The sequence below is a fragment of the Mesorhizobium loti R88b genome, from assembly GCF_013170845.1.
Taxonomy (GTDB): Bacteria; Pseudomonadota; Alphaproteobacteria; order Rhizobiales; family Rhizobiaceae; genus Mesorhizobium; species Mesorhizobium loti_B.
Genome location: NZ_CP033367.1, coordinates 1985001 through 2007366 on the forward strand (window position 1 = coordinate 1985001; position 22366 = coordinate 2007366).

Sequence of the window (22366 nt, forward strand, 5' to 3'; positions counted from 1 at the left end):
GATCCCGTCCGGCTCCACCACTTGCGCAATCCGAGAGGATTGTCGCTTCCAGCCGCAACGTTGCGGTTTGGCGAGCGCGCAATCCGAGAGGATTGTCGCGGTTCGCGACGATCCTGTGGATCGCGCGGAGGTGTCGAGTAGAGGTGAAAAAAGTCATTCGTAAAAAAGGTTTGTGGTGAGCTTCTGGCTTGCCGCTTGTTCTGTTTGACATCGTAAAGAGAAGATTTGTTCGAACTTCATGAGCCGAAAGGTCTTATGATTTGTCGCCGGGGACGCTCAATCCCTTGCATATGATGGGTTTGCCTAACCGCACCCTCGAACCGATCTCGAGAAGCTGGTCTTTTTGTGCCAATGACATCGAATTGGATCCCGCACAGGATCTGGTTCAGGCGACAATTCCTTTGGAATCGCGCGGATGGCGACAATCTCTTCGAGATTGCGCTGGAAGCGACAATCCTTCAGATTGCGCGGATGGGCATTGGCAATGAGAACGATCAAGTGTCTTAAGGGCAATTGGTGGATGCCTTGGCATGCACAGGCGATGAAGGACGTGATACGCTGCGATAAGCTACGGGGAGGTGCGAATACCCTTTGATCCGTAGATTTCCGAATGGGGAAACCCACCTAAGGTACTTGGAAAATCAGAGCAGCCAGAAGGTCGCAAGGCCGACTTGCTGCTGTGGTTTCCAAGTATCGATAATAGGTAACTTACCCTGAATACATAGGGGTAAAGTGGCGAACGCGGGGAACTGAAACATCTAAGTACCCGTAGGAAAGGACATCAACCGAGACTCCGGAAGTAGTGGCGAGCGAACCCGGACCAGGCCAGTGGCGATTGAGAGACAAGCGGAACCTTCTGGAAAGTAGGGCCATAGTGGGTGACAGCCCCGTACGCGTAATGCAATCAATCGTCCTCGAGTAAGGCGGGACACGTGAAATCCTGTCTGAAATTGGGGGGACCACCCTCCAAGCCTAAGTACTCGTGCATGACCGATAGCGAACTAGTACCGTGAGGGAAAGGTGAAAAGCACCCCGACAAGGGGAGTGAAAGAGTACCTGAAACCGGTTGCCTACAAACAGTGGAAGCCCAAGGTTCGTCCTGGGTGACCACGTACCTTTTGTATAATGGGTCAGCGACTTAGTGTGACGAGCAAGCTTAAACCGATAGGTGTAGGCGCAGCGAAAGCGAGTCTGAACAGGGCGTTCAGTTCGTCGCATTAGACCCGAAACCGAGTGATCTAGCCATGAGCAGGTTGAAGGTAAGGTAACACTTACTGGAGGACCGAACCCATAACTGTTGCAATAGTTCGGGATGACTTGTGGCTAGGGGTGAAAGGCCAATCAAACTCGGAAATAGCTGGTTCTCCGCGAAATCTATTTAGGTAGAGCGTCGACCGAATACCCCAGGGGGTAGAGCACTGGATGGGCTAGGGGTCCTCACCGGATTACCAAACCTAACCAAACTCCGAATACCTGGGAGTACTAGTCGGCAGACACACGGCGGGTGCTAACGTCCGTCGTGAAAAGGGAAACAACCCTGACCTACAGCTAAGGTCCCCAAGTTATGGCTAAGTGGGAAAGGATGTGAGGATCCCAAAACAACCAGGATGTTGGCTTAGAAGCAGCCATCATTTAAAGAAAGCGTAACAGCTCACTGGTCTAAATAAGGGTCTTTGCGCCGAAAATGTAACGGGGCTAAAGCCATACACCGAAGCTTAGGGTTTGGTCCGCAAGGGCCAAGCGGTAGCGGAGCGTTCTGTAAGCTGATGAAGCCATACCCGTGAGGGGTGGTGGAGGTATCAGAAGTGCGAATGCTGACATGAGTAACGTAAGGGGAGTGAGAGACTCCCCCGCCGAAAGACCAAGGGTTCCTGCTTAAAGCTAATCTGAGCAGGGTTAGCCGGCCCCTAAGACGAGGCGGAAACGCGTAGTCGATGGGAACCACGTTAATATTCGTGGGCTTGGAGGTAGTGACGGATCATTGAGGTAGTCCAATCTTATCGGATTGAACGGGCTGCTGCGTGGTTCCAGGAAATAGCTCCTCCTTATAAACCGTACCCGAAACCGACACTGGTGGTCTGGTAGAGTATACCAAGGCGCTTGAGAGAACTATGCTGAAGGAACTCGGCAAATTGCACGCGTAACTTCGGAAGAAGCGTGACCCTTTTCTACGCAAGTAGAGGAGGGTGGCACAGACCAGGGGGTAGCGACTGTTTATCAAAAACACAGGGCTCTGCGAAGTCGCAAGACGACGTATAGGGTCTGACGCCTGCCCGGTGCTGGAAGGTTAAGAGGAGGGGTGCAAGCTCTGAATCGAAGCCCCAGTAAACGGCGGCCGTAACTATAACGGTCCTAAGGTAGCGAAATTCCTTGTCGGGTAAGTTCCGACCTGCACGAATGGCGTAACGACTTCCCCGCTGTCTCCAGCATAGACTCAGTGAAATTGAATTCCCCGTGAAGATGCGGGGTTCCTGCGGTTAGACGGAAAGACCCCGTGCACCTTTACTATAGCTTTACATTGGCATTCGTAGTGGCATGTGTAGGATAGGTGGTAGGCTTTGAAACCTGGGCGCCAGCTCAGGTGGAGCCACCCTTGAAATACCACCCTTATTACTATGGATGTCTAACCGCGGCCCGTTATCCGGGTCCGGGACAATGTATGGTGGGTAGTTTGACTGGGGCGGTCGCCTCCTAAAGAGTAACGGAGGCGCGCGATGGTGGGCTCAGAACGGTCGGAAATCGTTCGCTGAGTGCAATGGCATAAGCCTGCCTGACTGCGAGACTGACAAGTCGAGCAGAGACGAAAGTCGGTCATAGTGATCCGGTGGTCCCGCGTGGAAGGGCCATCGCTCAACGGATAAAAGGTACGCCGGGGATAACAGGCTGATGACCCCCAAGAGTCCATATCGACGGGGTTGTTTGGCACCTCGATGTCGACTCATCGCATCCTGGGGCTGGAGCAGGTCCCAAGGGTATGGCTGTTCGCCATTTAAAGCGGTACGTGAGTTGGGTTCAGAACGTCGTGAGACAGTTCGGTCCCTATCTGCCGTGGGTGTAGGAATATTGAAAGGATCTGTCCCTAGTACGAGAGGACCGGGATGGACGGATCTCTGGTGGACCTGTTGTGGCGCCAGCCGCATAGCAGGGTAGCTATATCCGGACGGGATAACCGCTGAAGGCATCTAAGCGGGAAACCCACCTTAAAACGAGTATTCCCTGAGAACCGTGGAAGACGACCACGTTGATAGGCCGGGTGTGGAAGAGCGGCAACGCTTGAAGCTTACCGGTACTAATAGTTCGATCGGCTTGATCGTTCTCATTCCTTATGCTCATCTCGATTGGCGACAATCCTTTGGATTGCGCCAGAAGTCAGATGGTCTTACCAGCGCTCACGCATGAGCGGCCCTTACGGGCCTATGCTCCGCGAGGGCGCCGGAAAACCGGCGACGCGCAGTCGCGCTTGCGGGCCTTGCCCGTTAGCAAAACGCGAACGTCGCCTTGGCACAGAAAACAGCTTCTCGAATAACGTGCGTTTTGCCGACCTGGTGGTTATGGCGGAGCGGCTGCACCCGATCCCATTCCGAACTCGGCCGTGAAACGCTCCAGCGCTGATGGTACTTCGTCTCAAGACGCGGGAGAGTAGGTCGCTGCCAGGTCTGCTAAATGCACGTTAAAACTCTCATCCAAGCGGATGAAGTGAAATCTTCTCTCTACGAACAGGCCCGCCAACGGGAACTCGGGCCGCGAATGCGGCCCTTTCATTTGGTGCTCAATATCGCAATCGCCCACGGCGATCGCAGCATTAAGCAAGCAAACGCTTGCTAAGTTCGGCAAGCAAACGCTTGCCTAGTTTAGCAAGCAAGCGCTTGCTAAGTTCGGCAAGCAAACGCTTGCCTAGAGGTGGCGCGGGGTGGAGCAGCCCGGTAGCTCGTCAGGCTCATAACCTGAAGGTCACAGGTTCAAATCCTGTCCCCGCAACCAATCCCTCAAAACAAGCCCGCTTCGAGCGGGCCTTTTTGTATCCGGATGGCGGGCAGACTGCCTTGCGCTAATGTAAGCTGTCACTGACCGATGATCAAATAGCCACCATTTCGGCCTTTGCAACGCTTTTCGCGATGCAGCATGCTTGTCTGATCTTTAGGATCGGGCTTTTGAGAAGAACGGTCGCAATACGTCGGCGACGCGCGCCGGCTTCTACGGCATCGCCGGCTGGCATACGCGGGCGCATCTGTTGCGGGCGCTGTTCGAGGGCGTCGCCTTCGAGCACAAGAGCCATGTCGAGACGCTGCTCAAAGCCGGCGCCGATTTCGATTCCGTCATCGTGGTGCGCAGTCGCGAGACCGGAGCCCTGGGAGCAGCAATCGCGGCGGGCACCGGCGTTGGCCTCTTCGCGGACTATAGTGCTGGCGCCGCCGCCATGGCGGCCGCCGCCCGACACTTCGCGCCCAACGAGGCGGTTGCCGAGGCATACGCCCGGCGGTATCTGCTCTACAGCGAGATCAACAGCGCGATGGTGCCGCTATGGGAGCGCATCGCCGGACAACAGGCCCGCACGTGAGCGAAGCATCACCGTCCCCGTTTGGCGATTACGACTACGTCATCGTCGGTGCCGGCTCCGCAGGCTGCGTGCTCGCCAACCGGCTCTCGGCCGATCCGCGCAACCGGGTGCTGCTGCTCGAAGCCGGCGGCAGTGACCGCTACCACTGGGTCGATATCCCGATCGGCTACCTCTTCTGCATGGGCAATCCGCGCACCGACTGGATGATGAAGACCGAGCCGGAGGCCGGCCTCAATGGACGCAGCCTCAACTATCCGCGCGGCAAGGTGCTTGGCGGCTGCTCGTCGATCAACGGCATGATCTACATGCGCGGCCAGGCTGCCGACTATGATGGCTGGCGCCAGGCCGGCAATACCGGCTGGGGCTGGGATGATGTCCTGCCTTACTTCCTCAAATCGGAAGACCATCACGGCGGCAAGGGCGCCATGCATGGCAGTGGCGGCGAGTGGCGGGTCGAACGGCAACGCCTGTCATGGCCGATCCTCGATGCCTTCCGGGATGCCGCCGAGGAACTCGGCATTCCGCGCACCGACGACTTCAACACCGGCACCAATGAAGGCTCAGGCTATTTCGAGGTCAACCAGCGCAACGGCGTGCGCTGGAACACATCGAAAGCGTTTTTGCGCGGCATTGCGGCGCGCAAGAACTTGCGCGTCGTGATCGGCGCCGAGACGGAGCGGCTCGAGTTCGAAGGCTCGCGCGTCACGGGACTCGTCTTCCGAAAAGACGGTGGCCTGCATCGCGTGTCCGCCGGCCAGACCATTCTTGCCGCCGGTGCCATCAACTCCCCGAAGATCCTTGAACTCTCGGGCGTCGGCCGGCCAGACCTGCTCTCGGGCATTGACGTGGATGTCCGTCATGCCTTGCCGGGGGTCGGCGAAGGTCTGCAGGACCATCTGCAGATCCGCACCGTCTTCAAGGTCGCCAATGCCACCACGCTTAACCAGCGCTACCACAATCTGATCAGCCGCGCGTCGATGGGGTTGGAATACGCGCTCAGGCGCAGCGGGCCGCTGTCGATGGCGCCGAGCCAGCTCGGCATCTTCGCCAGGAGCGATCCGCGTCTCGCAACACCTGATCTCGAATACCATGTGCAGCCGCTGAGCACGGATCGGTTGGGCGAGCCGCTGCATCGCTTTCCGGCAGTGACGGTATCGGTCTGCAATCTGCGCCCGGAGAGCCGGGGCACTGTGCATATGGGATCGTCCGATGCGCGCGAGGCAACGAAGATCCAGCCGAACTATCTCTCCACCGAGGGAGACCGCAGCGTCGCCGTCGCTTCACTGCGTCATGTCCGCAGTTTGATGAAGGCAAGGGCGATAGCACGCTTTGCACCGGAAGAGATGCTGCCCGGTGCGCAATATGACAGCGACGAAGACCTCATCCGCAAGGCAGGCGATATCGGCACGACGATCTTCCACCCGGTCGGCACCTGCAAGATGGGTTCGGACTCGATGGCGGTGGTTGACGATCGTCTTAGGGTTCACGGGCTTGCCGGGTTGCGTGTGGTGGACGCCTCGATCATGCCGACAATCGTGTCGGGCAACACCAACTCTCCGGTGGTGATGATCGCGGAGAAGGCTGCCGAGATGATCCTGCGGGAGTCTCGCTGACGGCGTCACACAATGGCGGCGGCGCGTGATCGTCTTTTCTCGGCAGCCGCCATCAGGTCGACAAAGGCGCGCACCTTGGCGGGCCGGAACCGGGCCGGTGGAAAGACCGCGTGGATGCCGCCGGTCGGCAAGGTCCAGCCGGCGAACACCGGCAGCAGCCGTCCTTCGGCGATATCGTCGCTGACGCTGTAGTCGGGGAAGATGCCGAGCCCGATGCCGGCGAGCACGCAGGCCATGGAAGCCGGGCTCTTGTCACACATGATGACCGGGTTGAGCTCGGTCAGCACCATCTCGCCATTTCTGGAAAACAGCCATTGGCCGACGCCACGCAGCTGGGTGTTGCCAACCCAGGCCAGCGATCTCGCCTGGTGCGGGGTCACGTCGGGTGGCAAGGTCGCTGCGAAGGCCGGGCTCGCCACCACGACCTGCTCTATCGTGCCCAGGCGCCGCGCCTGGTTGGAAGAATCGGCAAGCCAGCCGACGCGGATGCCGAGATCGATCTGTTCGTCGACCAGATTGCTCACCGCGTCATCGAAGATTGCTTCGACACGCATCTGAGGATAGGCCTTCAGATATGCCGCCATGACCGGTGCCACCATCTTGGTGCCGTAGTCGAGCGGTGCGGTCAGCCTCAGCATTCCAGTCGGTTCGACGGCCGCGTGAGAGATTTCCCCATAGGCCGCTTCCGCCTCGCGCAAAATGATCATCGCACGGTCATAGAAGTGGCGACCCTCGTCCGTCGGCGTGACACGCCGTGTCGTGCGCTGCAGCAGCGTTGCGCCCAGTTCCTCCTCGAGCCTGCCGACCTGATGGCTGACGACGGCCTTGGCGACGCCAAGCCGGTCCGCGGCAGATGTGAACGAGCCGGTTTCCATCACCGTGGTGAAGTAGACGAGCCGGTTGAGGTTCAGAAGGTCGGTCAAAGCGCTGCTTTTGTCTGATTCAATCAGACAGTTTGTATTATTGGCGCCTATTTATCGCAAGACCGCTGCCTGCCACATATGGCCTGGATGTTTGGCGGGGCCGGGCTGTGGCAGCCCCCACCAGGAATGGCGATGACGATGAGCAATGCAGAAGTGACCTATTTTTTCGATCCGCTTTGCGGTTGGTGCTACGGCGCCACCCCGATGCTAGACAGGCTGTCGGCCAGCGGCGTGCGCGTTGAGCTGCTGCCGACCGGCCTGTTCTCCGGCGCCGGTGCGCGGCCGATGGATGAAGGCTTTGCCGCCCACGCCTGGGCGAATGACCAGCGGATCGAACGTCTGACCGCACAGAAGTTCACGCAGGCCTATCAGCGCAATGTCCTCGGCATCCGCGGCACCTTGCTGGATTCGCAAGCCGCGACCCTCGGCATCAGCGCCGCCGGCCTGGAGGACCCCAGCCGCCGGCTGGCCGCGCTGAAGGCGATCCAGCGGGCGCGCTATGTCGACGGCCGCGATATCGTGACCGTCGAAGGTGTGGCTGCCGTGCTCGTCGCCGCCGGCTTGGCGGATGTCGCCGCAATGTTGAAGGAGCCGACCGAGACATTGCTGACCGCTCACCGTGAGCTGGTTGGCCGAGGTCGCGCGCTGTTTCAGCGCCTGCATGCCAACGGTGTGCCTTCGCTCGCGGTCATTCGCAACGAAACGCCCCGGCTGATCGGTTCGAACGCGCTGTTCGGCAGCTTCGACAATCTTGTCGCCCATATCGCGGCGGCGTGAACTCCCCAACTGACCTCCAACAAGGACTGGAAAAGACATGGCAAAAGTTGCTCTCATCGGCGCATCGGGCGCGGTCGGTTCGCGCCTGCTCAAGGAACTTTCCGATCGTGGCCACTCGGTCACCGGTATCGCGCGCAGCCCGGAAAAGATCGCGGCGCTGCCCGGCGTCACCGCCAGGAAGGGTGATGTCTTCGACAAGCAGGCCCTTACCGATCTGATCCGCGGCCATGATGTGGTGATCAGCTCGGTGCATTTTCTCGACAGCGACACCGACACGCTGATCGCCGCCGTGCGCGCTTCCGGTGTGAAGCGTTATCTCGTTGTCGGTGGCGCCGGCAGTCTTGAAGTCGCGCCCGGCAAGCGTTTGGTCGACACCCCCGAATTCCCTTCTATCTACAAGGCCGAGGCGCAGAAGGGCGCCGACTTCCTCGACACATTGAAGACCGTCGGCGACCTCGACTGGACCTTCCTGTCGCCGTCGGCCATGTTCATTCCGGGCGAGCGCACCGGCAAATACCGCCTCGGCAAGGACACGCTTCTCGCTTCGGACAAGGGCAGCAGCATTTCCTTCGAGGACTATGCCATCGTCATGGTCGACGAGATCGAGAAGCCTGCCCATGTCAGGCAGCGCTTCACTGTCGGCTATTGATCAGGAGGCAGCGGCCGTGTCTCTGTTGAGGCCGGCCGACGCCAGCCGCATCAGAGCTTCGCGAACGCCGACACGCCGATAGGTTTCGGTGACGAGGCCGTCCTGTCGCAGCTCCTGGCGGCGGCGTTCGACGAAGGCGCGTTCCTCGGCGGTCAAATCGTGCTCACGCTTGCGCAGCCAGTCCTGGTAGGACGAATCGAGTTCCTTGACCGGCTTGGCCGCCGTCGAAACCGAGGCCGGCCGGCTGTCGGTGTAGCGGGGCCGCAGCGCGCTGTTGGGGTTGAATTCGGTTCGCTTGTCATTGCCCGAAATGACGAGGTCGGGATCCGAGACCCGGCCCGACGGGCTGTAGACGAAGGCCGAGGCGATGCGATCAAGCGCGGCATCGACCTCCTTCGGCCGATGCACCACCTCGCGCGGTGCGCGTTCGGGAACGGCCAGCCTTGTGATGCCACGATCATTGATGGCATCGAGCACCTCGCGATGATCGAGCGAGGTGATGATCTCGCGCCGGGCCGGCCAGAAATCATAGGGCGCATGCGCGCCATAACCCTTTCCGATGTGGAAGGCATAGATTTCGGGATAGACCGTCAGCTCCGTGCGGCGGCTCGGCTTGATGTCGTAAAAGGAGGTGATGGCGATCTGCAGCAGATGGGTGGCGCCGATGCCGCCAAGCGCATCGTCGATCACCAGGCCGAAGCGATCATGCGGGTTCCAGTCCGGCAAGGCCTGCGCGATCGAGGCCGGCTTGCCGTCGATCTCGAGGTCGAACATATCTGCCTTCAGCAATGTCACGACATGCATTGCGGTCTCCGTCGTCTTCCGCCGATTCGTCGGAACGTCATCAAATCAGCAGCGCTTGCGCTTGTCAGCCGGCATCCGGCTTGAACCGTTCGAATCGAGGCAGGTCAGCTAGGTCTCGCGAGACTCCTTCCCCATCAGCGTCGGCATGGTTAATACTGCCGACTTCGCGGAGAATCGATCATGGAGCACAGCCGGCTATCGAAGAAGGAGCGGCATGCGCTTATCCTGTCGGAAGTGCGCCGCTCGGCCTCGATCCGTATCTCCAGGCTCGCTTTGCGCCTGGGTGTTGCCGGCGAAACTATCCGCCGCGACCTGATCGAGCTTGGCGATGCGGGACTGCTTAACAGAACCTATGGCGGCGCGACGATCTCGCTGGTGACCTCCGAGCCGGTGATCGCCGAGCGCAGCCAGACCATGATCGAGGAGCGTGCCCGGATCGGGCGTGGTGCGGCGGGACTGGTCGAGAAAGGCCAGATCGTGATGATCGATGGCGGCTCGACGACTTACGAGGTGGCGCGCAGTCTCTCGCAGTTGAAGCGCGAGCTGACCATCATCACCAATTCCATCGGCGTGGCCTCGGTGACTGGGGCCAATCCGACCTTCCGGGTTATCCTGTGCCCCGGCACCTATGACAGCCGCGAAGCCAGCGTGTTCGGCGAGGATACGGTGGAATTCGTCCGGCGCTACAATGCCGACATTGCTATCATCGGCGCCTCGAGCCTGTCGGTGGACGGGCCTAGCGACATGATCTCGGGAGCGGCGGCGGTCAAGCGAGCGATGATTGCGCGCGCGCTGTCGACAGCGCTGGTGGTGACCAATGACAAGTTCGGCCGCAACAGCCTCGAACGCGTCTGCGCGCTCGGCGAGCTGTCCGACATCGTCACCGATCGAGAGCCGCAACCGGCGCTCCGCGCTGTCATTGAGACGGCTGGGACGGAACTTCACATAGTCAGCGACGGCTGATCGGAGCTACCGGAAGGCGAAGTCCGAATCTGCTGGAAGATGCCGGCCATCAGGCCGGGAACAGGAACGCCGAAGCGGGATCGAAAAAGATGCTCTGACTTGACGGGGCGGTGCTGTCTGCTTCTTCTGCGTCCGAAGTAGGCCTGACATCGATCTCGTCGCCACCGGCCGTGCGCGCCACGACGCGCCGGCGGTCGCCGAAGAAGGCGGTATCGACGATCTCGACGGCGAGTGCCGCGCTCGCCGGTCCGGGCGTCAGGCGGAAGGCTTCCGGCCGCACCATCAGCCGGACCTTCTGGCCTTGGCCGAAGGACGTTGTCGTCTTGACGCCGGTCACGATCGAGCCGTCGGCCAGGCGGATCGTCGATGCGCCGCCCGCGGTTTGCAAATGCTCGGCCGGCAGGAAATTCGAGTTGCCGATGAAGCCGGCGACAAACTCGCTCGCTGGCCTGAGATAAAGATCCTCGCCGGTGCCGATCTGTTCGATGCGGCCTTCCCTGAACAGGGCGATGCGATCCGAAAGATGCAACGCCTCCTCCTGGTCGTGCGTGACATAGAGGATGGTGACGCCCGTTTCGCGGTGGATGCGGCGGATCTCAGCCTGGATCTCCTGCCGCAGCTTCTTGTCGAGCGCCGACAGCGGTTCGTCCATCAACAGGATCGGCGGATCGTAGGCGAGCGCGCGGGCAAGTGCCACGCGCTGCTGCTGGCCGCCCGACAGCGCGCCCGGATGGCGGTCGGCGAAGTTTTCGAGGCGCACCAGCGCCAGCATGTCGGCGACCTTGCGCTTGATCTCGCCATCCGGCCGGCGGCGCACGCGCAGCGGAAAGGCGACATTCTCGGCGACGCTCAGATGCGGAAACAGCGTGTAGCGCTGGAAAACCATGCCGATGTTGCGTTTGTGCGATGGCACCGAAAGCAGCGACCTGTCCTCCAGGAGCACATCGCCCGAGCTCGGATCCTGGAAACCGGCGATGGCGTAGAGCGTGGTCGACTTGCCGGAACCCGATGGGCCGAGGAACGTCAGGAACTCACCCTTGGGCACATCGATGGTGACGTCGTGGACGGCGACGAAGGCGCCAAACGTCTTTCTTACCGCGCGTATGGACAGGAATGGCCGGGTCATCTGGACAATTTCCTGCGAAGGAGTGTGGTCACGATCATCAGGCACAAGGTCAGGCCGACAAGCAGGCTGGAGGCGGCGGCGACGACCGGGCTGAGGTCGGCGCGCAGGCTGCCCCAGATCTTCACCGGCAAGGTTTGCAAGGTCGGGCTCGCCATGAAGATCGCCACCACGACCTCGTCCCAGGAGGCCAGGAAAGAGAAGATCGCCGCGGAGAAGATGCCGATCCTGATCGACGGCAAGGTGATCCTCAGCCGGGCCTGCAGCGGGCTGGCGCCGCAGATTATGGCCGCGTCCTCGATGGATTTGTCGAAACCCTCGAGCGCCGCGGTGATCGGGATGATGGCGAAAGGCAGCGCCAGGATGGTGTGGGCGATGACGAAGCCGACGGTGGTGCCGGCGAGGCCGATGCGCAGGAAGAAGGCATAGATGGCGATGGCGAAAACGACGACCGGCAGCACCATCGGCGTCAACAGCAAGCCGCGCAGGACCTGGCGTCCGCGAAACTCACCCCTGACCAGGCTGAAGGAGGCGAACAGGCCGATGACGACGGCGAGGATGGCGGCCATGGCGGCAATCCGGGCACTCGTCAGCGCGGCATCGATCCAGGTCGGATCGGCCAGCAACTGCTGGTACCATTTCAGCGTCCAGCCGGGGGGCGGGAAGGCGAGCCAGCGCGACGAGCCGAACGACAGGAGCACGATGAAGACCACCGGCAGCAACAGGAAAGCAGCGACTGCCGCCGTGAAGCCGACAAGTGCCACGCGCAGCCATCCGAGCCGGTCATAGTCGAGCAGCATCCTCAGATCCCTCCGCCGGCGCGCTTAGCGCCGACCAGGCGAAGCTGGATCGCGTAGAGCGCCATGGTGACGACAAGCAGGACGAAGGCTGCTGCACTTCCGAGCCCCCAGTTGAGCAGCGACTGCACCGTCTGGGCGATCATCTCGGCCAGCATCATGTTCGATGTGCCGCCAAGCAGGGCAGGCGTGACGAAATAGCCAAGCGACATGACGAAGACCATCAGCCCTCCGGCGGCGATGCCGGGAAGCGACAGCGGCAAAAGGATGCGGCGGAAGGCCTCGAACGGGCTTGCGCCGCAAAGGGCGGCCGCGCGCAGCGTCATCGGATCAATGGCCCGCAGCGTACCGACCAGCGGCAGGATCATGAAGGGCAGCATGATGTAGACCATGCCGATGGTGACTCCGGCCAGATTGTTGATGAGCGGCAGCGGCTCGTGGATGATGCCCAGGCCCATGAGCGTCCTGTTAATCACCCCGGTGCGCTGCAGCAGCACCATCCACGCATAGGTGCGCGTGAGAAGATTGGTCCACATCGACAGGATGATGATGCCGAAGACGATCGAGCCCAGGGCCGGCGGCATGATCGCCAGCATCCAGGCGACGGGGAACGCCACCAGGATGGTGACGGCGGTGACGACCGATGCGACCAGGAAGGTGTTGAGGAACACCCGCACATAGGTGCCGCTGCCGAACAGCGCCGCGTAGTTCTGCAGGCCGGGTTCGGGATCGGTGACGCTGCGCAGCAGCAGGGCAACCACCGGCACGATGAAGAACAGGCCAACCAGGAGCAGCGCCGGCAAGGCGCTGCCGCTGCCGGCTGGCAGGCCGGCAACCGAGCTGCGTCTAAGAGAATTTCCCTGCATCGAGCGGTCCTGTCTCGAAACGGGGCGCGCAAGCCGCGCCCCGTCGGTCTGCAACGGTCTTACTTGGTCTGCCAGGCATACCAGCGCGTGGCTATCTCGTCGCGATGCTTGGCCCAGTAGTTCATGTCGAGGTTGATCTGGCCGTCGACATGGGCATCAGGCAGGGCCTTGACGGCATCGGCGGGCATTTCCGCCTTGGCCTTGGTGTTGATGGGCGCATAGCCGCTTGCCTCGGCGAATTTCGCCTGGCCGGTCGGGCTGGTGGCGGCAGCGAGGAACTTCATCGCGCTGTCCTTGTTCTTGGCGCCCTTCGGCACGACGAGCACGTCGGCTGCGGTGAGGTTCTGGTTCCAGGCGACACCGACATCGGTGCCATCCTGCTGGAGGGCGAAGACACGCCCGTTCCACAGCTGGCCGAAGGCGGCCTCGCCGGAAGCAATCAGCTGCTGCGACTCGGCACCGCCGCCCCACCAGACGATATCGGACTTGATGGTGTCGAGCTTCTTGAAGGCACGGTCGAGATCAAGCGGATAGAGCTTGTCCGCCGGAACGCCGTCGGCCAGCAAAGCGATCTCGATGACGCCCGGCGCCGACCATTTGTAGAAGGTCCGCTTGCCGGGAAACTTCTTGGTGTCGAACATGTCGGCCCAGCCGGTCGGTTCGCCCGTGACGGTGCCCTTGTTCCAGGCGAGCACGAAGGAATAGTAGAAGCTGCCGACGGCATGCTCATTGCTGAAGCGCGGGTCGAGATCGGCCTTGGGCACGACTGCATAGTCGATCGGTTCCAACAGCCCGTCCTTGGCGGCCTTGATGGCAAAGTCCATTTCCACGTCGACGACATCCCAGGTGACATTGCCGGCGTCGACCATGGCCTTGAGCTTGCCATAGTCGGTTGGTCCGTCCTGCAGCACCTTGATGCCGGAGCTGGCTTCAAAGGGTGCTGCCCAGGATTTGGTCTGCGCTTCCTGCGTGGTGCCGCCCCAACTGGTGAACGCCATCTCGTCGGCCTTGGCGGCGGTTGCCGTGAGCAGCCCGGCCAGCAGGCCGGTCAAAATCAGTTTCATGTCATTCTCCTCTGTTGGTCTGTTCTTGTTTTTCTCAGTGCACCTGCGTCCCGCGGTTCTCAGCGCATGACGAAGGGATCGGGGATCGGCTCGTCCGAGGTGTTGATCCAGACGGATTTCGAGCGTGTGTAGTCTCTGATGGCGTCGAGCCCGCCTTCGCGGCCAAGGCCTGACAGGCCGTAGCCGCCGAAGGGAACGAGCGGCGATACGGCGCGATAGGTGTTGACCCAGACGACGCCGGCATGGATGTCGCGCGCCATGCGGTGCGCCCTAGCGAGATTGCTGGTGAACACGCCGGAAGCCAGGCCGAAGGGCGTGTCGTTGGCGAGTGTCAGCGCCTGCGCTTCGGTGTCGAAAGCAAGCACGCTGAGCACCGGCCCGAACAATTCCTCGCGCACGCAGGGCAGGTCGCTGCCGCCGGCATCGATGATGGTCGGTGCGTAATAGAAGCCGCTGCCGGCTGGCCGTGTTCCGCCAGTGATGAGCATGCCGCCTTTGGCGAGGCTTTCCGCGACAACCTTCTCGATCCAGTCGCGTTGGCGCAGCGTGGCGAGCGGCCCCATTTCGGTCGCCGGATCCTGCGGATCGCCGATGCGGATCACCTCGGCCTTGCGCTTCAGCCGGGCGAGGAATTCATCCTTCACCGAACGCTCGACCAGCAGCCGCGAGCCGGCGACGCAGCTCTGGCCGGTCGCGGCGAAAATGCCGGCAACGACGGCATTGGCAGCGCTGCCGAGATCGGCGTCGGCGAAGACGACGACCGGGCTTTTGCCGCCGAGTTCGAGCGTGGTGTAGGCGAGGTTCTCTGCTGTGTTCCTGACGATGGCGCGCGCCGTCGACGGACCGCCGGTGAAGGCGACGCGCGAAACCAGCGGATGGCTGGTCAGGCGCCGGCCGCAATCATGGCCAAAGCCGGTGAGGATGTTGACGACGCCTGGGGGGAAGCCGGCCTCGTGAACCAGTTCGGCAAAGACGAGCAACGGCGCCGGGCCATCCTCGGAAGCCTTGAGCACGATGGTGCAGCCGGCGGCAAGCGCCGGACCGAGCTTGACGGCCGAGAGGAAGAGCTGCGAATTCCACGGCACCACCGCAGCAACGACGCCGATTGGCTCGCGGCGGATGGTGACGTCGAGATCGGGCTTGTCAACAGGCACATGAGCGCCCTCATGCTTGTCGGCCAGCCCGCCATAATAGCGATAGTAGTCACCGACATAGGCGATCTGGGCGCGGGTCTCGCGGATGATCTTGCCGGTGTCGCGTGTCTCGAGCTCGGCCAGGCGTGCGGCATTGGCAGCGACGAGGTCGCCGAGCTTGACCAGCAGCTTGCCACGCGCTGTCGCAGTCATCCTTCGCCATGGGTCTGAGCGCAGTGCACGGTGCGCCGCCTCGACGGCGCGGTCGACATCGGCTTCGCTCGCCGCCGGCATCCTGGCCCATGCCGCGCCGGTCGACGGGTCGACACTGTCGAACGTGGCGGACGGCTCGTCGAAGCGGCCGTCGATGAAGTTCCTGAAGAGGGCGTCGGTCATGGGCTCGCGATCAGAGGAAGGCCGGCATCACCCGGTCGATGAACAGTTGCAGCGATTTCATTTTGCGCTCGTGCGAAAGGCCGCTGTCGATCCAGATCGAGTACTGGTCGTAGCCGAGTGCCTCATAGGTCTTCAGCCGGGCGATGACCTCGTCGGCCTCACCGATCACCAGGTTCTGCCTGATCTTGTCGGGCGCGTATTGCGGCATGGCCGCGATCTCGTCCGCCGTCAGCGGCTCCAATATGCCTTGATGCACTGGTTTCTTGTTCTGGAACCAGGCGCCGAACTGGCAATAGAAAGTCGACAGGTCCTGCGTCAGGCGATCGGCGTCGGCCGCGTCCTCGGCGACGAAGGTGTGCATCAAAAGCATGATTTCCGGTCGTTCGATCTCTGGATGCGCGGCGCAGGCGGCGTTGAAGCGCTGCATCAGGCTCGTCACCTCGTCATCGCCGGAAGCCAGCGGCGTCACCTGGACCTTGCAGCCATTGGCGACGGCGAAATCGTGCGAGTTCGGGTCGCGGGCCGCCACCCAGATCGGCGGGTAGGGTTTCTGCAGCGGCTTGGGCGAGGAGGTCGTGGCGGGGAATTGCCAGAACTCGCCGGAGAGTTCGAAGTCGCCGTCCCAGAGGCCGCGGATCGCCGGTATGATCTCGCGCAAGCGCTGGCCGGCCCCCCAGGCGTCGAGGCCTGGAAAGAGGCGCTGATATTCATAGCTGTAGGCGCCGCGCGCAATGCCGATGTCGAGCCGCCCGCCACTGATGACGTCGGCCATCGCCGCTTCGCCGGCAAGCTTGATCGGATGCCAGAAGGGCGCAATCACGGTTCCGGTGCCGAGGCGGATACGGCTGGTCTTGGCGGCGAGATAGGCGATGTTGATGAAGGGATTGGGCGAGATGGTGAATTCCATGCCGTGATGCTCGCCGATCCAGGCGGTCTCGAAGCCTGCCTGTTCGGCCATCAGGACCAGCTCCTCGAGCTCGGTCACAAGCTCGGAATGCGGCTTTGTCAAGTCCGAGCGTTCCATGTGCACGAAGAGCGAGAATTTCATCCGTGGTCACCTGTATTGACGGCGGAAGCGCTGGCCCTGGCGAGCGGCCGGACCTCGCCTTCGACATCGTTGCCGACATAGACGCCGAAGGCATCCACCGAGCATTCCCTGATGTAGCGCGTGAGCATCGAGCGGATCGCCGGATCGGCGATCTTCAATCCTTCGATCGCGTCGATTTCGATCAGCCGGACGCCGCGATCGCTGGAAGCGGGCACGTCGAACGTGCCGCGATAGTAGACATGTGTGCGCGAAACAGGTCCGGCGTCGTCCCAGACGGCGAACAGGAAGCCGAGCTGAGCCTCGATGGCCTTCGCAGCGAGCAGCCCTCGCAGGCTTTTGCCATCGCCTGCCGAGCCCAATCCCCGGCCGCGCGGCAGTTCGAAACCGTCCGCCGTTTCCAGGAAGAGGATCCGGCCACCATTTTCGAGGATGGCGCCTACATCGGTGCCGGGCTGGGTGGCGGCCAGCGCGTCCTGGCTGAGGCCGGGTGCGACATAGGCGCCGCGGCAATAGCCGAGCGGCTGCGCGGAATTGTGCTCGAAATCGCGGACGCGGCCGATAAGGATCGAATGATCGCCGGCCTCGACCAGCCGCTCCATGTCGCAGTCGAAGGACGCGACGGAGCCGTCCAGCACGGGGCTGCCGGTCTGGCCAGGGTGCCAGGCTACCGAGGCGAACTTGTCGGCCGCTTTCGAGGCGAAGACGCCGGACGCTGCCTTTTGACCCTCATTCAGGACGTTGATGGCGAAGCTTTTCGAGGTCGCGAAGACGGGATGGCCAAGCGCCTTGTGTGCGATGCAGACCAGCACCAGCGGCGGATCGAGCGACACCGAGGTGAAGGAGTTGGCGGTGAAGCCACGCGGCTCGCCTTCGGGGCCGATCGTTGTGACGATGGTGACGCCGGTGAGGAAGGAGCCCAGCGCGCGGCGGAACTCGCCGCTGTCGAACCCGGTATTCGCCTTCGCAGTGCCGTTTTGCTCGGCCGCTTCGTCCTCTGCGAGGAAGTCAACGATATGGCGCGTGGTGAGGTCCGGTGCGGCGACCGCCATCATGTGCTTCTCGCCCGGCAGCACCGTGCAGCGGCCATGCGGCGCCAGGCGCGCCATCGTGGCCGACATTGCTGGCGAAGAGTTCCTGTCCTCTGAGCCGGTCATGAACATGGCCGGCACGGTCAGCGTCGGCAGGCGGTCAGCATGATCGCGGTCGGCACTAGCGAACAGGCGATAGGTGCGGGCATAGCCTTCCGGGTCTACCGCGCTCAGCGCGGATGCCGTCTTCTGCGCTGCCACCTCCAGCTCGGCCGGCACCGGATAGCCGAACCAGCGCGCGATGGTCTGAGCCGTGCCAGCCGTATCGCTGCGGCCATTGAGCGCCACGGCACGCTGGCGTACGGCTTCGGCCAGTTCGGGTGGACGGCGGAACACGGCATTCAGGGAAACGATGCGGCGGACGCGCTCCGGTGCGCGCAGGGCCAACTCCTGGGCAACGAGCGCACCCATCGAATGGCCGACGATGGACACCTTGCCGAGGCCGAGATGATCGAGTAGGCGCATGGCCTGGTCGGCGTAGTCGGCCAGTTCCGGGTGCTGCGGCGGCAGCGGCGAAAGGCCGTGGCCGAGCATGTCGATGGCGATGACGTCAAAGCGGTCGGCCATGCGCTCGATCTGCGGCTGCCAGATCGCGGCGTTCATGCCGACGCCATGGATGAACAGCACCGGCGTGCCCGATCCGGCGCGGATGAAGCCGGTGCCGTCGGGAGCGGTGCCCTGTCGAGCCCATGCGGAAGCGTCAGCCATGGACGTCCCCAAGCTCCTTGAGGTCCTGATAGCGATCGCCGATGCGGTGGTGCGGGCGACCGCCGATCGAAGCGCCAAGCGCGACCACCAGTTCGTCCGGCGCCGGCGCATCACCGATCTGGAAATGCACGGTCAGGTAATGCGAGCGCCGCCCCTCATCATTCTTGTCCATCAGCGGGATCATGATCGGCGTGTTCGGCCCGCCGCGCAGATTGGTGAAGGCAAGATAGGTCTTGGCGCCGACGGCGCGGCGATAATGATTGCCGAAATGCAGCGTATGGATCAGCGCCGAGGCGTGCTCGATCTCGCCCGACATGCCGCAAATGGCCGCCTTGCCATAGCCCTCGATCGCTTCGCCGGAACCGGCGACGGCAATGATCTCGCGGGTCAGGATCTCTCCCAGCACCGGCGCGCAGGCGCGGATTTCGGGCGACAGATCGTCGGTGAAGCCGCGACCGGCCCAGGGATTGGTCAGTACCGCGGCGACACCGATCAGGCGCAGCGGTCGGGGTGCGGCCTTGCCGCCTTCGATCAGCGTGTTCTCGGTATAGGTCACGATCTTGCGGATGGCGGGCTGCATGAAATCCTCGTGTCGGCGACGCTTTGGGACCATGCGATCCCATAGCGTCTTATGGTATACCATGCTATGGAGCGCCAAGTACCTTGTCAACCGGGCATGGAATCTGTTTTGTGGCGGCGCAGGAGGCAACACAACACATGCCAGACGACACGCTTCGCATCGATCGCAGCGCCAAGACCTTGAGGACGCTGGCGCTGGAGCGCATGCGCGACGCGATCATGGATTTCCACTTCCAGCCCGGCGAAAGGCTGGTCGAGCGGCCGCTTTGCGACCAGCTTGGCGTCAGCCGTTCCGTCGTGCGCGAGGTTCTGCGGCAGCTGGAGGCAGAGGGGCTCGTGCAGATGATCCCTGGGCATGGGCCGGCGGTGGCTAGGCCGGATCTCGGCCGCACCGACGAGATCTATGAGTTGAGGGCGCTGCTTGAAGGCATTGCGGCCCGCGCCTGCGCCCTGTCGGCCACCGGCGAGCAGCTGGCAACGCTCGAACGGGCGCTGGCGGACCTGTTCGAGGCATGGGCATCGGGGACACCGCCGGCGGTGATGCGGGCGACGACGAAATTCTACGAGGCGCTGTTCGAGGCCGCCGACAAGCGTGTCGCCTGGGAAATCGTCAGCGGGCTGAATGTCCGCATCAACCAGCTTCGTTCGATGACCATCGTCTCGATCAACCGTCGCGAAGCGGCGATCGCCGAGATGAACGAGATCATGGATGCGATCCGCGCACGCAAGCCGGAAGAGGCGGAAGTCGCGGCGCGGCGCCATGTCGAATCCGCCTGGCAGATCGCCCGCACGGCGCTGCGGCCGCCGGCATGAAGCCGCCTATGCACCGTTGGTCATGACCGTTCGCAGCCAGGCCGTGATGGCGTCGAAGTCGATCGGCTTTGTCGTGTCGACGTCGAAGAGCGGTCCGCGCCGCAGCGGTTCGGCGCGCTTGGCGAGTTCGATCAGTTCCGGAATATAGGCCGCCCCGGGATGGCCGGCGGGACGCTGGTCGAGCCGGGCGCCATAGCGCTCGGCAAGGACGTCGCCGGGCGCGTGGCACCAGATTTCAAAGGTCTGCTCGACACCGGCTTTTCGCAGATGATCCTCGAGAACCTCACGCGGCTGGAAGCCGAACCAGGCATCGACGACCACGGTGGTGCCGGCTGGCGCTTCGCCGACAACCGACCAGATTGCCTGGTAGCTGGCGCGGCCGAGCGTGCGGTTGAACAGGCGGTCGCCGCCGCCGAGGACTTCGAGGAACGGGTTCTTGATCGTGTCGAGCGCCAGCAACGGCCAGCCCATGCGGTCGGCGATGCCGCGCGACACCGTGCTCTTGCCGCTGGCGGGGATGCCGTTGACGAGCACGGCGCGCCGGGCGCGGTGGGACTGGGCTGATGGCTCTGCCAATGCCTGCAGGCCAGCGCCGATCACGCCGGCATCGTCGCCGAGCTGTGCGGGTTCGACGTGGCATTGGTACCAAGGCGCCAGTGCCGGCGCGCGGCCGAGTGCTGCATGTGCCGCCCGGCCAAGGCCGCCGCCAAGCACCACCAGATCGGGATCAAGCACGGCAACGGCGGTGTCGATGGCCGCACGCAGGGGTCTGGCCCAGGCGTCGAGTATGTCGCGCGCGTGGACGTCGCCGGCCGCATCGCGGGCAAAGAGCTGATCGACAGAGATGTCGGCGCCGAGCCCGGCGCGTGCAATGTGGCGGCCGAGCGCCGTGCCTGAACTGGTGGTTTCGACGCAGCCGCGGCGGCCGCAGGCACAGATTTCGCCGTTGAAGTCGACGGTGATGTGGCCGAGCTGACCCGCCGTTGCCGAGCCGCGCGCGATCCGCCCATCCTGAGCGACAGCGCCGCCAATGCCGGTGCCAATGGTGAACATGACGATGTTGTGGTGGCCGCGCCCGGCGCCGAGCGCCATTTCGGCGGCCAGCGCCATGTTGCAGTCATTGTCTATGGCGATGGGCTTGCCTGTCATGTCTTCCAGGCGCTGGGCGAGCGCAACCGAAGCGAGATCGACGTAGCCGCCCGACAGCACAGCGCCGCGCCGCGCATCGACGCGGCCGGGGACGCCGACGCCGATGGCCTTCACCTCGGGAGTGTCGAGTAGGCGCACCATGTCGGCGATGCGGCCGAGCACCAGCTCCGGGTCGGGCGCGCTCTTTTCGGTAACGCGCTTGAGGATTTCACCGGTCTCGGAGATACGGGCGGCACGCAGATTTGTGCCGCCGATGTCGATTCCTATGCTGAGAGGCATGGCGTCCTGCATTTGGTTTCACGCAATTCCGGACGCAAAACCGCTTCACACTTTTGCTGGAATAGCTCTAGTCCAAATTCGACTATCAGGCAGCGGCCTTCTGCCGGTAGTGCCCGATCACGGCCTGGATCTCACGCAATCGCGGCACTGCGATGGTCTTAAGCCTTTCGCGCTGGATGTCACGGTCGAGCGAGATGCAATCCTTCCACAGCGAGCGGCCGGCAATGACGCCCGAGGCGCCATTCTGCATGGCGATCTCGACCTGGCCAAGGAAGGTGGCGTGGTTGACGCCGGCCGAAAGCACCGCCCACGGCACGTCGCCGGCCATTTTGGTGATGTTGGCGCAGGCTTCCGGCGTTCCGGGATAGGGAAGCTTTAGTACCTTGGCGCCGCATTCCAGCGAAATCCTTGTGCCTTCCTCAACAAGCCATGGCGTCTTGGCCGCATAATCCTCGGGGCTTTCCCCGTCGAGCTGATAGGTCAGGAATTCGACGACCAGCAACAGGTCCTCCTGTCCGAAATCGGCGATGCACTGGCGCAGGATGGCGATGTTGTGCTCATTGGCTTGCGGCTTGTCGGCCCGCAGATACACCATGATCTTGCCGCCGGTGCCGCCCAGCGCGCGGACGCGGCGCGCGTCGATGTCGGGAACAAGGCGCGACAAGCGGTAGCCTTCGGGCGAGACATCAAAACCGGAGGCATCGAGGCCGATGAGCAGCGCCGTATCGCGGTTCAGCACGCCCTCGTCGACAATGCGCGGCACCGCGCAGAGCGGGTCGAGCAACACGCAGGACGCCGCACTGGCGAGGTAGCGCGTGATATCAGCCTTGGTGTCGCCGAGCATGTCGTTGGTGATCTTGGCCTGCTCGGCGGGATCCGACGCCAGCAGGGTCCGCATGCCGCCGCGCTGGTCGCAGGCGATGGCCACCATGGCCCCGTCCTTGCCGCATATCTGCTGGTAGCCGCGCAGTTCCGCGGTGGTCATCTTGGTCATGGTCTCAATCCGATGTTGGCGCTCTCTCGCCGAGGGCGCGGA

At 62.8% G+C, this 22366-nt stretch carries 17 protein-coding genes, 2 tRNA genes, 2 rRNA genes and 1 pseudogene (1 of these 22 running past the window's edge); 10 read left to right on the forward strand and 12 right to left on the reverse strand.

What is annotated here, in order from left to right; all coding sequences use genetic code 11:
* From EB235_RS09685 to EB235_RS09710, 6 genes and pseudogenes are all read left to right on the forward strand, one after another.
* A tRNA-Ala gene (locus EB235_RS09685) sits at positions 1-20 on the forward strand; it begins 56 nt to the left of the window's first position.
* Between the two features lie 472 nt (positions 21-492).
* Positions 493-3314: ribosomal RNA gene (locus tag EB235_RS09690) — 23S ribosomal RNA — on the forward strand.
* A gap of 227 nt (positions 3315-3541) precedes the next feature.
* Positions 3542-3656, forward strand: a 5S ribosomal RNA gene (rrf, locus tag EB235_RS09695).
* A gap of 248 nt (positions 3657-3904) precedes the next feature.
* Positions 3905-3981: transfer RNA gene (locus EB235_RS09700), tRNA-Met, on the forward strand.
* Positions 3982-4183: 202 nt separating this feature from the next.
* Positions 4184-4558 (forward strand): annotated as a pseudogene (locus EB235_RS09705) (carbohydrate kinase); the annotation flags it as partial.
* On the forward strand, positions 4522-6171 hold the full coding sequence (locus tag EB235_RS09710) for a GMC family oxidoreductase (RefSeq protein WP_051429685.1): 1650 nt from the start codon (positions 4522-4524) through the stop codon (positions 6169-6171). The pseudogene EB235_RS09705 and the gene EB235_RS09710, both read left to right, overlap by 37 nt.
* Positions 6172-6176: 5 nt before the next feature.
* Here EB235_RS09710 and EB235_RS09715 read toward each other — a convergent pair whose 3' ends face one another.
* The gene (locus tag EB235_RS09715; RefSeq protein ID WP_027031196.1) at positions 6177-7094 is read right to left on the reverse strand and encodes a LysR family transcriptional regulator; all 918 of its coding nucleotides are present in this window, start codon (positions 7092-7094) and stop codon (positions 6177-6179) included.
* A 138-nt stretch (positions 7095-7232) separates the two neighbouring features.
* On the opposite strand from EB235_RS09715, the gene EB235_RS09720 reads away from it, so the two are divergent.
* Positions 7233-7871 (forward strand): DsbA family protein, encoded by a 639-nt coding sequence (locus EB235_RS09720; protein WP_027031195.1) that lies wholly within the window; start codon positions 7233-7235, stop codon positions 7869-7871.
* Positions 7872-7908: 37 nt separating this feature from the next.
* Positions 7909-8520 carry an NAD(P)-dependent oxidoreductase gene (locus tag EB235_RS09725; protein ID WP_027031194.1) on the forward strand — a complete coding sequence of 204 codons (612 nt, stop codon included), beginning with the start codon at positions 7909-7911 and terminating at the stop codon, positions 8518-8520.
* Here EB235_RS09725 and EB235_RS09730 read toward each other — a convergent pair whose 3' ends face one another.
* The gene (locus EB235_RS09730) at positions 8521-9324 is read right to left on the reverse strand and encodes a hypothetical protein (protein ID WP_027031193.1); all 804 of its coding nucleotides are present in this window, start codon (positions 9322-9324) and stop codon (positions 8521-8523) included.
* A 180-nt stretch (positions 9325-9504) separates the two neighbouring features.
* Between EB235_RS09730 and EB235_RS09735 the strand changes: the two genes are divergently transcribed.
* Positions 9505-10287, forward strand: a complete 783-nt coding sequence (locus EB235_RS09735) for a DeoR/GlpR family DNA-binding transcription regulator (RefSeq protein WP_027031192.1) — start codon at positions 9505-9507, stop codon at positions 10285-10287.
* 49 nt (positions 10288-10336) lie between these two features.
* Here the strand turns inward: EB235_RS09735 and EB235_RS09740 are convergent, their stop codons facing one another.
* The 8 genes from EB235_RS09740 to EB235_RS09775 are packed head-to-tail and all read right to left on the reverse strand — an operon-like array spanning position 10337 to position 19090.
* Positions 10337-11413 (reverse strand): ABC transporter ATP-binding protein, encoded by a 1077-nt coding sequence (locus EB235_RS09740; protein ID WP_027031191.1) that lies wholly within the window; start codon positions 11411-11413, stop codon positions 10337-10339.
* Positions 11410-12210 carry an ABC transporter permease gene (locus tag EB235_RS09745; RefSeq protein WP_027031190.1) on the reverse strand — a complete coding sequence of 267 codons (801 nt, stop codon included), beginning with the start codon at positions 12208-12210 and terminating at the stop codon, positions 11410-11412. The genes EB235_RS09740 and EB235_RS09745 overlap by 4 nt, the downstream gene beginning before the upstream one ends.
* Positions 12211-12212: 2 nt before the next feature.
* On the reverse strand, positions 12213-13073 hold the full coding sequence (locus tag EB235_RS09750) for an ABC transporter permease (RefSeq protein WP_027031189.1): 861 nt from the start codon (positions 13071-13073) through the stop codon (positions 12213-12215).
* A gap of 59 nt (positions 13074-13132) precedes the next feature.
* Positions 13133-14137, reverse strand: coding sequence for an ABC transporter substrate-binding protein (locus tag EB235_RS09755; RefSeq protein WP_032925571.1), 1005 nt, complete (start codon positions 14135-14137; stop codon positions 13133-13135).
* Between the two features lie 59 nt (positions 14138-14196).
* Positions 14197-15666, reverse strand: coding sequence for an aldehyde dehydrogenase (locus EB235_RS09760; RefSeq protein ID WP_027031187.1), 1470 nt, complete (start codon positions 15664-15666; stop codon positions 14197-14199).
* A 10-nt stretch (positions 15667-15676) separates the two neighbouring features.
* Complete coding sequence (locus EB235_RS09765) at positions 15677-16714, reverse strand: LLM class flavin-dependent oxidoreductase (protein WP_027031186.1); 1038 nt, start codon at positions 16712-16714, stop codon at positions 15677-15679.
* Entirely contained in the window at positions 16711-18510 is a 1800-nt protein-coding gene (locus EB235_RS35090) for an alpha/beta fold hydrolase (RefSeq protein ID WP_027031185.1), read from the reverse strand. Before EB235_RS35090 ends, EB235_RS09765 begins: the two co-directional genes overlap by 4 nt.
* Complete coding sequence (locus EB235_RS09775; RefSeq protein WP_027031184.1) at positions 18503-19090, reverse strand: amino acid synthesis family protein; 588 nt, start codon at positions 19088-19090, stop codon at positions 18503-18505. Before EB235_RS09775 ends, EB235_RS35090 begins: the two co-directional genes overlap by 8 nt.
* 137 nt (positions 19091-19227) lie before the next feature.
* Here EB235_RS09775 and EB235_RS09780 point away from each other — a divergent pair, with 137 nt between their 5' ends.
* Entirely contained in the window at positions 19228-19902 is a 675-nt protein-coding gene (locus tag EB235_RS09780; RefSeq protein WP_027031183.1) for a GntR family transcriptional regulator, read from the forward strand.
* A gap of 6 nt (positions 19903-19908) precedes the next feature.
* Here EB235_RS09780 and EB235_RS09785 read toward each other — a convergent pair whose 3' ends face one another.
* Together EB235_RS09785 and EB235_RS09790 are read right to left on the reverse strand one after the other, a co-directional pair.
* On the reverse strand, positions 19909-21330 hold the full coding sequence (locus EB235_RS09785; protein WP_032926500.1) for an ROK family protein: 1422 nt from the start codon (positions 21328-21330) through the stop codon (positions 19909-19911).
* Between the two features lie 85 nt (positions 21331-21415).
* Positions 21416-22324 (reverse strand): tagatose-bisphosphate aldolase, encoded by a 909-nt coding sequence (locus EB235_RS09790; protein ID WP_027031181.1) that lies wholly within the window; start codon positions 22322-22324, stop codon positions 21416-21418.
* Between the last annotated feature and the right edge of the window lie 42 nt (positions 22325-22366).

Coding starts and splice junctions, on each gene's coding strand:
- EB235_RS09730 (WP_027031193.1), bottom strand. CDS start 9,324: ATGCATGTCGTGACATTGCTGAAGGCAGATATGTTCGACCTCGAGATC.
- EB235_RS09755 (WP_032925571.1), bottom strand. CDS start 14,137: ATGAAACTGATTTTGACCGGCCTGCTGGCCGGGCTGCTCACGGCAACC.
- EB235_RS09780 (WP_027031183.1), top strand. CDS start 19,228: ATGCCAGACGACACGCTTCGCATCGATCGCAGCGCCAAGACCTTGAGG.
- EB235_RS09785 (WP_032926500.1), bottom strand. CDS start 21,330: ATGCCTCTCAGCATAGGAATCGACATCGGCGGCACAAATCTGCGTGCC.
- EB235_RS09790 (WP_027031181.1), bottom strand. CDS start 22,324: ATGACCAAGATGACCACCGCGGAACTGCGCGGCTACCAGCAGATATGC.
- EB235_RS09725 (WP_027031194.1), top strand. CDS start 7,909: ATGGCAAAAGTTGCTCTCATCGGCGCATCGGGCGCGGTCGGTTCGCGC.
- EB235_RS09765 (WP_027031186.1), bottom strand. CDS start 16,714: ATGAAATTCTCGCTCTTCGTGCACATGGAACGCTCGGACTTGACAAAG.
- EB235_RS09740 (WP_027031191.1), bottom strand. CDS start 11,413: ATGACCCGGCCATTCCTGTCCATACGCGCGGTAAGAAAGACGTTTGGC.
- EB235_RS09745 (WP_027031190.1), bottom strand. CDS start 12,210: ATGCTGCTCGACTATGACCGGCTCGGATGGCTGCGCGTGGCACTTGTC.
- EB235_RS09720 (WP_027031195.1), top strand. CDS start 7,233: ATGAGCAATGCAGAAGTGACCTATTTTTTCGATCCGCTTTGCGGTTGG.
- EB235_RS09735 (WP_027031192.1), top strand. CDS start 9,505: ATGGAGCACAGCCGGCTATCGAAGAAGGAGCGGCATGCGCTTATCCTG.
- EB235_RS09710 (WP_051429685.1), top strand. CDS start 4,522: ATGGGAGCGCATCGCCGGACAACAGGCCCGCACGTGAGCGAAGCATCA.
- EB235_RS09750 (WP_027031189.1), bottom strand. CDS start 13,073: ATGCAGGGAAATTCTCTTAGACGCAGCTCGGTTGCCGGCCTGCCAGCC.
- EB235_RS35090 (WP_027031185.1), bottom strand. CDS start 18,510: ATGGCTGACGCTTCCGCATGGGCTCGACAGGGCACCGCTCCCGACGGC.
- EB235_RS09775 (WP_027031184.1), bottom strand. CDS start 19,090: ATGCAGCCCGCCATCCGCAAGATCGTGACCTATACCGAGAACACGCTG.
- EB235_RS09760 (WP_027031187.1), bottom strand. CDS start 15,666: ATGACCGACGCCCTCTTCAGGAACTTCATCGACGGCCGCTTCGACGAG.